This is a genomic window from Arthrobacter sp. MAHUQ-56, from assembly GCF_019710585.1.
In the GTDB taxonomy this organism is placed as follows: domain Bacteria; phylum Actinomycetota; class Actinomycetes; order Actinomycetales; family Micrococcaceae; genus Arthrobacter.
Window position 1 is genome coordinate 71191 of sequence record NZ_JAIFZQ010000021.1, and the last position, 12072, is coordinate 83262.

Below are 12072 nucleotides of genomic sequence, written 5' to 3' on the forward strand. Positions count from 1 at the left end.
GGGGCGGGCAGTGGCGCGACGATCTCCGGGGACGGAACCAGCGCTGGTGGCCTTCAGGAGCATCACCATCATGAAAAACACCAAATTCCGTACTGCCGCGCGCCGCGGAGTCACCCTGGCTGCCGTCTCAGCGGCGGGTCTGGCTCTCTCCGCCACTGCGGCCAACGCAGCAACCCCGACCTCCACATGGGATGCACTTGCCCAGTGCGAAAGCGGTGGCAACTGGTCCATCGATACCGGAAACGGCTTCTCCGGCGGCCTGCAGTTCACCTCCAGCACCTGGGCTGCCTACGGCGGCACCGGGTCTCCCGCGGACGCCAGCCGCGAACAGCAGATTGCGGTAGCTGAGCGGGTCCAGGCCTCCCAGGGCTGGGGAGCCTGGCCCTCCTGCGCATCCCAGCTCGGCCTGAGCGGCGGGGGCGGCGCGCCGGTGCAAAGCGCACCGATCCAGAGCGCACCGGTCCAGAGCGCACCCGTGCAGGTCCAGAGCGCCCCGGCCCAAAACGCAGCAGTGCAGCAGGCCCCGGCGCCGCGGCACGCCACCTCCGTTGCCGTCAGCGGCGAGACCTACACCCTTCAGGCCGGCGATACGTTGAGCATCGTTGCCCAGAAGCTCGGCATCGAGGGCGGCTGGCAGCACCTTGCCGACGCCAACCTGGACACCATTTCCGATCCGAACCTCGTGTTCGAGGGACAGGTCATCCAGCTCCCGGCTTAAACCGGGACGGCGAGAGCCGCACCGCCTCCCAAGGCGACAAAAGCAGGTCGGCGATAGACAAATTCCGTCGACCAAACAACGACGCCGGCACATCCCCAGAAGGGATGTGCCGGCGTCGTTCCTTAATTCTGCAGGCCCTGCCGCGGGCGGCGAGGCCAGGTGCGGTCAGGAGGCGGGCAGTTCCCGCACGATCCGCACCTTCCAGGCGTGCTCGTCGCTGGTGTCCAGGAGGGCGACGGTGCCGTGGGCGAGGTTCAGGGCAACCCGCTTGACGGCCAGCAGCTCCAGGTAGAGATGCTCGTTCATGCGGCTGGGGGTGTCGATCATGTACTTCACGGCATCGCGCACCTTGCGGTAGTTGGCGCTGCGTTCACGGTGCATGTGCAGCTCCAGGGCCGAACGCTGCTTGAGCCGCGGCTCGTGCCGGTTCAGCAGCGTCACGGCGGTGTGCACTGCGACCACAAGGGTGAGGGAAACGCCGTAGATCCACCATCCGCTGGACAGCAGGAACAGGGGCAGGTTGCCGATGGCAACCAGGGCAATCACCACGCGCAGCGCGGCAATGCGGCGCACAGTGCGGGCGACGGCGGCCACGCCGTCACGGAAACGGTGTTGCTCCTTGCGGGCGGCTGCGGGGTCGATGGTGAACTCGTCGAGGACCAGGATGCCCTTCGCTTCCGGCCCGAGCATCTGCCCATACCGGGGCAGGGCTGGGCGGATGGTTCCAACGGTCTTTTCAGGTGTAGATGTCATGAGAGAGCTTCCAAAACGCGGGGGTGGTTGCGGAGATCTTAGTGGTTTAACCTGAGTGCCGTATGCAGGCGTCCATTATTTGGACATCAGGGGTGCCCTCCTGTGGCCGGCCGCACAGCAATTGGCACTTCGGGCCGGTGCCGTCAGACTGAATAGATGCAAACCTTCCTCCCGTACCCCGATTTCCGGCAAAGCGCCGCAGCCCTGGACACCGCACGGCTGGGCAAGCAGCGGGTCGAAGCGCTGCAAACGCTGCGCGCCCTGGTGATCCCCGAGTACGGCTGGCAGACCCATCCCGCGATCCGAATGTGGATGGGGCACGTCCCGGCCCTCACCATGTACGGCCTGGCGATGGTGGACGAGTGGATCGGGCGCGGCCACCCGGACAACACCCGGGCGAACATCGCGGAGTTCGCGCCGCAGGCCGCCCACCCCGACTACGCCTCGAAAATCATCCTGCCCCCGTGGCTGGGGGACCCGGATTTCCACCTCAGCCACCGTTCCAAACTGGTGCACAAGGAACCGAAGTTCTACACCACTGTCTTCCCGGACGCAGTTCCGGAGATGGAGTACGTCTGGCCCGAGCCCCGGCACGAGTTCCTCCCGCAGGAACCCGAGGGGGAGGTCCTGTGGATCCTCCGGGACCCGCACGACGACGTCGATCCCCAGGCGCTGGACACGGTGGCCCTTCCGCCGGTGAACCGCAGCGCTGCTGCCGCGGCATCCGCCGGCGACGACGGGTACACCCCGGTCTACATCGAGGACGGTTCGAGGCGGCCCTCACGCGCCCCCAGGAAGGCGCCGCCGAAGCCGCAGGAGAAGAAGCCCACCCGCAAGCGGCTGGCGCAGGAAGAGGCGTTCCGCACCCTCCCGGGCAAGACCCCGGTGGCCGTCCCGCTGGAGGGCGGGGCCAGGTTCGCCGTGGGGCACGTCCTGGGGCGGCCCATCACGCTCGACGACGGCCGGTTCGGACGGAACTTCGAGGTCACGGAAATCATCGACCGTTCCGCGTTCGCGTATCCCGCACTCCTGCAGGATCCCCGGGTGTTCTTCCCCGTGGAAGCCCCGTAGTGACGGTCCTCCTTGCCGGATGCGGTGACCTCGGAACCGAGGCCGGCCTGCGCTTCGCCGGCCTCGGCCACAAAGTCGTGGGCTGGCGGCGCTCCCCCGCGAAGCTGCCGTCGGCCATCCAGGGTGCCGCGGCTGACCTGGGAACCCCTAACCTGCCACCCGTCCCGGCGGACACCTCCGCCGTCGTCATTGCCGTGGCCGCCGACGAACCCACCGAGGAGGCGTACCGCGCCGCCTACCTGCGCGGAGTCGCCAACGTGCTGGACGCGCTGGAGCGCGACGGCGTGGTGCCCGGGCGGGTCCTCTTTGTCTCCTCAACGGCGGTCTATGGCGACGCCGGAGGCGGCTGGGTGGATGAAGCCACCCCGGCGGCTCCAGGGGGCTTTTCCGGCCGGGTCCTGGTAGAAGCCGAGGAACTGCTTCATGGACGGCTCGCCGGCACCGGTACGTCGACGGTGTCCCTTCGGCTGGGTGGGATCTACGGGCCGGGAAGGACCCGGCTGATTGACCAGGTGCGCGGCGGTTCGGCAATTGTCCCCCGGGACGTCCGCTACACCAACCGGATCCATCGGGACGACGCCGCGGCCGCCATCGTCCACCTCGCCACCATGGCTGCCACACCCGCACCGACGTACATTGGCGTGGACAACGACCCCGCCGATCTCGGCACCGTACTCCGGTTCCTGGCCCTGGAGCTGAGCCTCGGGGAGCCGCCCGTCGGCGACGCCGGCCCCGCCCGCGGCGGCAACAAACGCTGCCGGAACGACCTGCTCCGGAGCACCGGCTTTGGCTTCACCTTTCCGTCCTTCCGGGAAGGGTACCGGGACATCCTGGCAGGCAACGGCGTGCGCCACCCCTAGTGTCCCCCTCCAACTTTTGAGGGGATCCGAAGGCCGCTCCCGGCAGCACAGACTGCAGTAAAGTGCCCTTATTGTGGAGAAGTCCCGCCGCCACCTGATGGTGCGCTTTCTCGTTGCGGCAGCCGTTGTGCCGGTCCTGGCATTCGGCTCAGTGAGTTGCGTCCCGGAGGCCACACCCGCTCGAAGTGCTGCACCGGAAGCGGCGGCGCATGCGGTCGGAAACTCCCCCTCCGCCATCCCACCCAGCGGTCCCTCCCCCAGCGGTGAGGCCATGCCCGTGGGAGACCTGCCCGGATGGACCCAGGTCTTTACGGAGGATTTCCTCAGCGGGAACGTGCCGGTGGGTGGATTCCCGGGCGCCGCCTACGGCGCGAAGTGGAGCGCCAATTACGCTGACGGTACGCCGGACACCGCCGCCCAGTTGTTGCAGTCAAAGTCCGGCTATTACCCGTCAAAGGTCCTAAGCGTCAGCGACGGCGTCCTGGACATGTACCTGCACTCCGAAAACGGCGTCTCGATGGGTGCAGCTCCCGCCCCCAAGCTCACCCCGATCAGCGGGCGCCCCTACAACAGCCAGCTGTATGGACGCTACTCGGTGCGGTTTCGCGCGGACGCCCTCGCGGGGTTCAAGGCAGCATGGCTGCTCTGGCCCGACAGCAAGCAATGGCCGGAGGACGGCGAAATAGACTTCCCCGAGGGGGACCTCGCCGCCCACATCTATGCCGCCATGCATGGCACCGGCAGCCCGGGCGGCGGCGCCGTCGACGTATTCCACACTGCGGTTACCTTCGCGTCCTGGCACACGGCAACCACCGAGTGGAGCCGCGGACGGGTCGAGTTCTTCCTCGATGGCACCTTGATAGGCACCAGTACGGCGGCCGTCCCGGACACCCCGATGCATTACCTGCTGCAGACCGAGTCCTGCCTGCCGACCTGTCCCGAGCCGGAAACCAGCGGCCACGTGTACGTTGACTGGGTGGCCATCTGGAAGAAGGACTAGCCGCGGATGCTGTCGGGCCTCCAGTACCGCAGCCCGCCGCTGGTGGACCCGTCACGGGCCACCTTGACCACGGCATATGGGAATGCCCCGCGGTCCGTCTGGTCCGGTCCCCGGCCTCGGACGTCGGAACACCACGTACCGGTGTTGATGTATCGGGTGCGGCAGCCGTCGAGCGCGGATTCCAGGGCCCGGTGGGTGTGCGCGGTGACGTACCAAGCCACTCCCGATCCGTGGGCCTTCAGCGTCCGTGCCACCCGCCCGGCCGCGGCAGGGGCGTCCTCGCTGGCGATGCTCCACCCCGCGGCGCCCAGCACCATGCGGGTGGCGGCGACGGGGAGCGCCGAGACTGTCCGGAACCGGGACAGGCGCGCCAGCTCCCGGAGGGTTGCCCCGTCGAGCGCCAGCCGGCGTGACTCGGTCTGCAGCAGCTCGCCGTAGGCGGAGCCCCGGATGCGCAGTTCCGCCAGTTCGGATGCAACGCAGGCCCGGGCAACGTCCCCGGCGCGGCTCAGCGGGGAGCCCGAGGGATGCGCGTGCCAGGCAGCGAGCGGTGGCAGGCCCAGCCCGTCGGTGCCGTTGACCGCCGTACGGAGCACCTCCGGCAGCCGGTGCAGCGAGTGGTGCTGGTGCCCGTGCTCGGCCACCAGCACGTGCGGCACGTGCAGCATCCACGGATGCACCCTGACCCGTGCCGGGTCACGGGGTGACAGCAGGGCCGACAGGCGGGCGGCAACGGCTGGACGGGCCAGCTCGACGTCGTGGTTGCCGCACACGAAGTGCAGCTCCACGCCGCGGGCCGCGGACTCCTCCAACGCCCAGAACGTGTCCAGGTGCCGGGCCAGGATGGACTCGAGCCGGCCCAGGCTCTCGTCCTCGCCGTACCTGGCCAGTTCGAACGTGTCACCGACGAACACGACGTGCTTCCGCCGGCCGGGAGCGGGGAAGACCTTGCCCGCCAGGAACTCGGGCAGGATCTTGCCGGGGTTCCTGGGATCGTCGTCGGACAGTCCCAGGTGAAGGTCGCTGAGCAGCCACCACCGGGCCGCGCTGCTCATGCGAGCAGTCCCATCACGCGTGGCAGGAAGAGGAGCAGGTAGGTCGCCCACATGATGGCGACGGCCCTGGGATTGAGGACGCGGCCGGCGAATCCCGGGGGCGTGGCGCGCCCGGCATCCGGCCCGACCCGCCGGACCTCGAGGGTGACGAGGGTGACGAGGAGAACGGCAGCGGCGAGCAGCCCTGCCAGGTTGATGATCATGTTTCCTCCTGCCGGGCGCGTTCCAGGCACGCCAAGACGGTAATGACTGACATGGCGACGACGCACGCCTGCCACGACCACACGGCGAGGTAGAACATCGCGGTGGACACGACTGTGAGCGTGGCGAAACCGAGGACAGGAACCAGCAGTGCGCCGAGCGCGCGGTCGGCCACGTGCAGGAGCCGCGCCAGCGCCTGCCCGGGAAGCAGGACGAGGACGGCTGCGGCCGTTAGGGCCTGGAGGGGCGCCGGCAGTCCGACGAGCGCCGCCACGGACAGCACGACGGCGGCGAGGCCGAGTGCCAGGGTCAGCCTGCTGACCCTGCCGCGATTCATGGCGCCACCCCAAAGGGAGCCAGCCGGTAGGCCCGCGCGTCGGGGTTGCTGAACACGAGCTGCACGGAGTCCTGGCTGCGCAGCCACTGCTCGAATTCGTCGAAGCCCTGCTTGCTGATGTCGCCCTGGACCACCAGGCTTGCCTCTGACGACCGGGTCAGCAGGATCACGCCACCGGCCGGGTTGTGCCGGGCGTAGTCGTAGACGAGTGGCCCGCACGTCGCCACGGACAGACCGGCCTTGCAGAGGTCATCGATGGTCCGGTAGCGGTGGTCAAGGTAGCCCTCGTTGCGCCACGGCGTCGGGTGCGCCGCCGAGATGACCGCCGAGCCGGGAGGTGCCAGGCGCTGCACCGCATGGACGGCGGTGAGCTCATTGTCAGTGAAGACGTCAAACCGGGCATTTCCGAACCGGCCCGTCACGGTCATCACGGCCAACAGGCAGCAACAGAGCGCAAGGGCGCCGGTGGCAAGGAAGGAGGGGCGGGTGCCGCCACGGGCAGGCAGCAGGACCGAGGATGCCTGCATGGCAATGAAGGGCAGCGCGAACAGTGAAACGCGGATCAGCATTTCCCCGCCGTACGACTGCGTGGGAAAGAGCAGCAGCGGGGTGACGGCCAGGAGCACAACCCTGATGTCCAGGCGCTTTTTGCGCCAATCCCACAACGCACCCGCTATGGCGAGCGCCCACAGGATGACGGTGAGGAGCATCCGCACCTGCACCACCAGCAAGTGGCCGGGAGACCCGCTGACCCGGTCGACGATGTTGGCCTGGGTCGCGGCCTGGAGCCCGGCGTCCGCCAGCGGCGGATGGCCGTCGAGATAGGCGCTCGCGGGGTAGGCGAGCCAGAGCGCCAGCACGACGGCGGCGATGAGGGGCAGCCGGCTGGGCCACACATGTCCCGTCAGGGTGAGCGCAGTGATGGCGATGAGCACCATGAACGGCGTCAGCTGGTGGCTGGCGCTGATGACGACGACCAGCAGGAGGGTCACCACGAGTGCGCTCAGCCGGTGCCGCGCCCGGGACTCGGCTGGCGATCGGCCGCGCCACCACACGGCGAGCCCGGCAGGCCGGAAACCGGGAAACTTCGGAGGCTTCGCGCCCAAAGGGCCGATCACCAGTGCGATCACGACGAGGTAGAGGAAGAGCCCGAAGGCCTGGGGCGAGAGGTAGTCCTGGTCCTGCCAGTTCCCGAGGCAGAAGATCCAGAGCACCAGCCAGCGGCGCCGGGGATCGGTGGTCAGGTGGCGCATCAGCACTCCGAGCGCCGCCAGCCACAGCCCTATGTCCACCACCGGTGCCCACAGGGCCACGGACACCGGGTCGATGCCGCTGGCCCGCAGCAGCGTCGCAAGGAGTGCGAAGAACCCCGGCCAGTTGAAGTACGCATCGATGTCCGGATTGATGTCTTGGGTGCTCGCGAGGGCGTCGGCGATGCCCAGGTGGCGGAAGGCAACCTCGCCCCGGGGGATGTCGGTCACGAAGATGGCCGTTCCGAAAAGCATGAGCACCAGCACCGCGATGAGCCAGATCATTACCGGGCGGCTCGCCGGTCCCGCGGCGTTGCCCCGCAGCGCAGCGACGAAGGCGAGGTTCAGGAGCACCACCCCCGCCCAGAACGGGTAAGGCAGCACGGCGACAAGACCAAGGTCGCTGTCGATGGGCACGGTCACTGTGGAGGCGGCCCAGATGGCGAGCGCCAGCGCCACGGCTCCTGCCAGGGCGCACAGGATGTCGCGGGACTTGATCCGGCCCTTGGTGGGGCTGGCCGGTTCAACCACGGAGATCATTGCGCCTCCAGCTTGATCCGCCGGAGGACCATGAGCAGCCGCGCGCCCACGGCCGCGGCGCCGACGGAGAGCACCACCAGCCACGCCAGGGCCATGGTGGTGGCCCCACTGCCGGCGGCCAACAGCGCTGCGGTGCAGAGGGTGCCTCCGAGCGTTACGCCGACCACGATCGCCTCGGTGTAGCGCCCCCGGGCACGGCACACAGCGTTGTAGGCCTGCAGTACTGCGTACGGCACCAGCCCGGCTGCCAGCAACTGCAGGGCGCCGGCGGACGCGTCGGCGTACCGCTCCCCGAGCAGGCCAAGCAGCGGGCGGGCGAAGAGCACGAGGACGACGGCGGCAAGGCCTCCCACGATGAGCGACCACCGCAGGCTGGCCCAAGTGGTTGACACGAGGCGTGCGGGATCGCGGACACCCTCGGAAAATTGGACAATGCCCATCAGCACCGGCGCCGTGTACGCGGCCCAGGCCATCATCCATGCGGGATACCAGTAGGCAGCGGCCTCCGGCGCCACCGTGTGGGCGAGCAGGAGCGGCAGCAGCAGTCCGGGGGCGCGCTCGGTGAGGGTGAGGAGCTGATTCGGGATGCCCACGGCCAGGAGTGGGCGCTCGCGCATGGAGCGTAGGGACGGCCTCGGACGGTATCCCACCAGCCGTCGCAGCTGGACTGCACCGACCACGCATGCCACGGCCGTCGCCAGGGTCCAGCAGGCCAGCAGCACGTCGGCGGGGGCACCCCGGGCGAGCCAGGCCACGAGCGCCGCGGCTCCGAGGGAGACCGCGCCACCCAGCGCGTACCTTGAGGTGGCGCTGGCACCGCGGCCCAGCGCCACGAGCGCCTGGTCCAGCACGATGACCACCGTTCCGGTGACGGCCGCCAAAAGGAACATGGCCCAGAAGAGAACCGATGTCGAGGCCGTGTCCGGGGCCGCCGCCGACTGCAGGGCGAGGTAACCGAGGGCCAGGACGCTGCCTGCTATTCCCACGGTGGCGAACGCCGAATCGAGCAGCCGGGCGGGCGGCTCACCGCGCCCCACCGAGACGATCACGGCCGACCCGGCGCCGAGCACCGCGAGCTGGGTACAAATCATCACCGCCGAGACGGCAGCAGCGGTCAGCCCGACCTCGCGGTCGGAGGTGGCGCGCGCGGCCACGATCCAGAAGGCGAAGCCCGTGCCCGTCTGGGCGGCCTTCGCCAGGACGAGGCCGAGCGAGCTGCGCAGGGCGGAGTGCCGGACGCCCGAGGCGTCCGAAACAGCCGTCCCGCGCCCGGCCCTCACGAGGCCAGGCCCCTTGCCAGGCCAGCGTAGTTGTACCAGCAAAAGGCGAGGTAGTACCTCAGCCACCGGGGCTGGCCGGCGGCCAAACTCAGGGCGCTGCCGCGGACTGCCGCAGCGGCGGGCAGCAGAGCCAGCCTCGCGCCACGCCACCCGTGCTTGCGGATCATCCGCCCCAGCCCGGTGCCGTCCATGAGGAACTGGTCGAGCGCGAAGGCGAAGTCGTCGGCGGCGAACCGGTGTTCAACAACCACCCGGCGTGATACGGCCGTGCGCAGTCCTGACTGCCGCATCCGCCAGCGCAGTTCGATGTCCTCGCCCGATTTGAACGAATCATCGAAGCCCATGCCAAGCATCAGTTCCCGGTCCACGACGGTGGCCACCAGCCCGAACCAGTTGCGGCTGCGGCCGGTGCGGTGGTGGTGGGCCAGCGCCTGCCCCCAGTAGCCCGGGCCGCCCACGCTCTCCAGGCCGGCCTGGAGAGCGTCGTAGCCGTCCTCCACCAGCTCCGTGAGCAGGTCGGCTACACCGTCAGGCCCGAACACGACGTCGGTGTCGACGAGCAGGACCCACCGGGTGCTGCTGTTGCGCACGCCCAGGGTCCGGGCCCATGGCAGGCCCCTGCCCTCGTCGCTGAGGACCCGTGCCCCGGCTGCGCGGGCGATGTCGGCGGTGCCGTCGGTGGACAGTCCGTCCACCACGATGATTTCGGCGACACCGGACTGGCGCAGGGCCTCGAGGCATCGTGGGAGCATGTCCTCCGCGTTACGGGCCGGGACGACTGCGGTGACCTCGGCTGGGCTGGGAGCCATGGTGTCCCGCCCTCAGGCCCGCTCGTCCAGGACCGATGGCAGCAGCTGCTCGAGATAGCGGACGATGTCATCCGACGCCTCGTCCGCCGTGTATGCGGAGGGCACCTGGAGCAGGTGGCAGGGCCGGCCGTCCAGCGCCTTGCTCAGCACGATGCCCTTCGTGCTGAAGTGCTCGCGCCAGGGGACGACCGACGTGGCCGCCAATCCGGTGACCACCCGCTGCGAGAAGGCCGCCATCTCGATATGGAAGTTGCCGAGCATACGGTCCACCATCCACTCGCTCGTCCGCTCGACCAGCCGGGACCGCGTGCCCTCGAACCGCTCGACATAGATGGCAGCGGCGAGCGGGGCCGAGGTGGTCACCTCCCGTCCCGGGAATGCGGTGGCCGGGGTGACCATGCGGTGTTCGGGTGACCACCGGCGGGAGAAGTCCGCGAGGCGCGGATAGCGGATCACGTACGGGTGCACCAGGGTGGTGAGGCGGCTGACGCTGTTGGAGAGCTGTGAGGGGACGAGGGGTTTCCGGACGCCTTCGAACAGGTGCGGGTAGATGGCCCGGTGGTGGGGCTTGATGAACATCGGCTTTGCATAGCCCAGCAGGGTGGCGTCCTCGGCGAGGAAGGCCCAGTCATCGCCCATGAAGGACCATCCGTCCCGCCGCATCAGCTTGGCTACGGTGCTCGTCTTGCCGGTGCCCCCGGCGGCGGGAAGCGCGATCGCGTGGCCCCGGTACGCCATCGTCGCCGCGTGGATCATGCCTGCCCCCTTGCCGACCATGGCTGCGTCGAGGATGGGAACCACGGAGGTCAGCAGCTCGCCGGGACCGTGGATGCGCCATTGGTCGGTGTCCCTGACGATCTGCACCCGGTCGGCCTGGAACCGCACGCTGTTCGCCGTGTAGGCGAGTTCGTGCTCCACGAGGCCCGCATCAGGCATCGGTTCGGGCCGGTCGTCGACGAGGATGTCGGCGGGCCGTTCGGTGTCGGAGGCGAAGCATGCCAGCATGCTTTGGAGTTGGGCCGCTGCCGGCGCCTTGGCGTCGACGCGGATCGTGATGCGGCCGTGGATATCGAAGTGCGGTGCCTTGGTCTGCCGGGTGCGCATGGGTCGTCCCCTGTCTCGGTGGTGTTGGTCGGTTGGTCTTGCTGCGGCGGTCGCTCTCTGCCGGGTCAGCCGGGCCGTCGCGGCGGCGGTCGCCTGGTGGGCCGGTTCACTTCACTTCCCGCCACGGACTGACACCGGCCAGTGCCGGCTGGTTCAGGCGACGGCCCGGCACATGCGCCATCCGCCGTCCCCGAAGGTAGCCTGCCGACGTGCAGGCCACGACCGCCACCAGTGCGGCCGCCCGGCTGAGTCCGCCGGGCTTTCCGCGGCTCCAGTCGCTTATTCCGGTAAGGAAGGCCCGGGTCAGGACGTTGCGGATATAGCGGCGTTCGGGGCCCAGGGCCCTTTTATGCCCGACAATGTGGGCGACCTGCGCCTTCGAGATCCCTTCGGACCAGGACCTGGCAAGCATGTACCGGACTGTTCCCCTGTAAGCCGGAACGTGGTGGCGTACCAGCGCGGCCGGCTCGTAGACGATGCGGGACCCAGGGGAACCCATCTTCGACCGGATGCATATTTCCGTCTCCTCGCAGCCCAGGGGGACGGAGCCCCGGCGTCCCAGGGCGAGGTTGAAGCCACCCGCCTGCCTCACGACGTCAAGCCGGAACGACATGTTGGCGCCGATGACGTTCCTGACCTCGGATGCCACCCGCGGCAGGCCCCGGTGGCTGCAGCCGACGATCCAGTCGAGTTCTTCACCAAAGAAGCGGGGGCGCCCGGCCTCCCACACAGGTTCCACCCGGCCACCGACTGCAAGCACTTCGGGGTCGTCATAGAGCGCCAGGATGCGCTCAAGCCAGTCCGGCGCCGCCTCTGCATCGTCATCAAGGAAGGCGACGATATCGGAGTCCGCCAGGCCTACGCCGGTGTTGCGTGCCCCGGAGAGCCCGCGCGGTCCGGTGTTCCTGACGATGGTGACGTCATCCACCGTCTCGGTCAAAAGGTCGAAAAGCTCCTCGTTGTGGTCAATGACCACCAGGACGTCCTTGGGCGCGCAGGTCTGGGCACGGAGGGACTCGAGGACATCCAACAGCCAGCCCCAGCGCTCCGAGGTATATGCGCAAACGATCACGGTGACACTTGGCGAAGGAATG

The 12072-nt window shown here is 69.0% G+C and carries 13 protein-coding genes; 4 read left to right on the forward strand and 9 right to left on the reverse strand.

Translation table 11 applies throughout. The features are described from left to right. The first annotated feature begins 70 nt into the window (after positions 1 to 70). Complete coding sequence (locus tag K4G53_RS17970) at positions 71 to 718, forward strand: transglycosylase family protein (protein ID WP_221387045.1); 648 nt, start codon at positions 71 to 73, stop codon at positions 716 to 718. 165 nt (positions 719 to 883) lie between these two features. Here K4G53_RS17970 and K4G53_RS17975 read toward each other — a convergent pair whose 3' ends face one another. Then, the gene (locus K4G53_RS17975) at positions 884 to 1471 is read right to left on the reverse strand and encodes a hypothetical protein (protein WP_221387046.1); all 588 of its coding nucleotides are present in this window, start codon (positions 1469 to 1471) and stop codon (positions 884 to 886) included. 156 nt (positions 1472 to 1627) lie between these two features. On the opposite strand from K4G53_RS17975, the gene K4G53_RS17980 reads away from it, so the two are divergent. From K4G53_RS17980 to K4G53_RS17990, 3 genes are all read left to right on the forward strand, one after another. After that, positions 1628 to 2542 carry an MSMEG_6728 family protein gene (locus K4G53_RS17980; RefSeq protein ID WP_221387047.1) on the forward strand — a complete coding sequence of 305 codons (915 nt, stop codon included), beginning with the start codon at positions 1628 to 1630 and terminating at the stop codon, positions 2540 to 2542. Further along, on the forward strand, positions 2542 to 3402 hold the full coding sequence (locus K4G53_RS17985) for an SDR family oxidoreductase (RefSeq protein ID WP_221387048.1): 861 nt from the start codon (positions 2542 to 2544) through the stop codon (positions 3400 to 3402). The genes K4G53_RS17980 and K4G53_RS17985 overlap by 1 nt, the downstream gene beginning before the upstream one ends. A gap of 271 nt (positions 3403 to 3673) precedes the next feature. Next, positions 3674 to 4402: a glycoside hydrolase family 16 protein gene (locus K4G53_RS17990; RefSeq protein ID WP_260323804.1), complete on the forward strand. Its 729-nt coding sequence runs from the start codon at positions 3674 to 3676 to the stop codon at positions 4400 to 4402. Here K4G53_RS17990 and K4G53_RS17995 read toward each other — a convergent pair. The 8 genes from K4G53_RS17995 to K4G53_RS18030 all read right to left on the reverse strand — a co-directional run bounded on the left by K4G53_RS17995 (position 4399) and on the right by K4G53_RS18030 (position 12050). After that, positions 4399 to 5457, reverse strand: coding sequence for a hypothetical protein (locus K4G53_RS17995; protein ID WP_221387049.1), 1059 nt, complete (start codon positions 5455 to 5457; stop codon positions 4399 to 4401). The genes K4G53_RS17990 and K4G53_RS17995 overlap by 4 nt on opposite strands. Further along, complete coding sequence (locus K4G53_RS18000; protein ID WP_221387050.1) at positions 5454 to 5660, reverse strand: hypothetical protein; 207 nt, start codon at positions 5658 to 5660, stop codon at positions 5454 to 5456. Before K4G53_RS18000 ends, K4G53_RS17995 begins: the two co-directional genes overlap by 4 nt. Further along, positions 5657 to 5995, reverse strand: a complete 339-nt coding sequence (locus tag K4G53_RS18005) for a hypothetical protein (protein ID WP_221387051.1) — start codon at positions 5993 to 5995, stop codon at positions 5657 to 5659. Before K4G53_RS18005 ends, K4G53_RS18000 begins: the two co-directional genes overlap by 4 nt. After that, positions 5992 to 7785 (reverse strand): glycosyltransferase, encoded by a 1794-nt coding sequence (locus tag K4G53_RS18010; protein WP_221387052.1) that lies wholly within the window; start codon positions 7783 to 7785, stop codon positions 5992 to 5994. Before K4G53_RS18010 ends, K4G53_RS18005 begins: the two co-directional genes overlap by 4 nt. Then, a complete protein-coding gene (locus tag K4G53_RS18015) occupies positions 7782 to 9065 on the reverse strand; it encodes a lipopolysaccharide biosynthesis protein (protein ID WP_221387053.1) in 1284 nt (427 codons plus the stop codon). The genes K4G53_RS18010 and K4G53_RS18015 overlap by 4 nt, the downstream gene beginning before the upstream one ends. Then, positions 9062 to 9874 carry a glycosyltransferase gene (locus K4G53_RS18020; RefSeq protein WP_221387054.1) on the reverse strand — a complete coding sequence of 271 codons (813 nt, stop codon included), beginning with the start codon at positions 9872 to 9874 and terminating at the stop codon, positions 9062 to 9064. Before K4G53_RS18020 ends, K4G53_RS18015 begins: the two co-directional genes overlap by 4 nt. Before the next feature lie 12 nt (positions 9875 to 9886). Next, entirely contained in the window at positions 9887 to 10978 is a 1092-nt protein-coding gene (locus tag K4G53_RS18025; protein ID WP_221387055.1) for a hypothetical protein, read from the reverse strand. A 106-nt stretch (positions 10979 to 11084) separates the two neighbouring features. Next, positions 11085 to 12050 (reverse strand): glycosyltransferase family 2 protein, encoded by a 966-nt coding sequence (locus K4G53_RS18030; RefSeq protein ID WP_308287922.1) that lies wholly within the window; start codon positions 12048 to 12050, stop codon positions 11085 to 11087. Between the last annotated feature and the right edge of the window lie 22 nt (positions 12051 to 12072).

Coding starts and splice junctions, on each gene's coding strand:
- K4G53_RS17970 (WP_221387045.1), top strand. CDS start 71: ATGAAAAACACCAAATTCCGTACTGCCGCGCGCCGCGGAGTCACCCTG.
- K4G53_RS17975 (WP_221387046.1), bottom strand. CDS start 1,471: ATGACATCTACACCTGAAAAGACCGTTGGAACCATCCGCCCAGCCCTG.
- K4G53_RS18025 (WP_221387055.1), bottom strand. CDS start 10,978: ATGCGCACCCGGCAGACCAAGGCACCGCACTTCGATATCCACGGCCGC.
- K4G53_RS18020 (WP_221387054.1), bottom strand. CDS start 9,874: ATGGCTCCCAGCCCAGCCGAGGTCACCGCAGTCGTCCCGGCCCGTAAC.
- K4G53_RS17980 (WP_221387047.1), top strand. CDS start 1,628: ATGCAAACCTTCCTCCCGTACCCCGATTTCCGGCAAAGCGCCGCAGCC.
- K4G53_RS18000 (WP_221387050.1), bottom strand. CDS start 5,660: ATGATCATCAACCTGGCAGGGCTGCTCGCCGCTGCCGTTCTCCTCGTC.
- K4G53_RS18005 (WP_221387051.1), bottom strand. CDS start 5,995: ATGAATCGCGGCAGGGTCAGCAGGCTGACCCTGGCACTCGGCCTCGCC.
- K4G53_RS18010 (WP_221387052.1), bottom strand. CDS start 7,785: ATGATCTCCGTGGTTGAACCGGCCAGCCCCACCAAGGGCCGGATCAAG.
- K4G53_RS17990 (WP_260323804.1), top strand. CDS start 3,674: ATGCCCGTGGGAGACCTGCCCGGATGGACCCAGGTCTTTACGGAGGAT.
- K4G53_RS17995 (WP_221387049.1), bottom strand. CDS start 5,457: ATGAGCAGCGCGGCCCGGTGGTGGCTGCTCAGCGACCTTCACCTGGGA.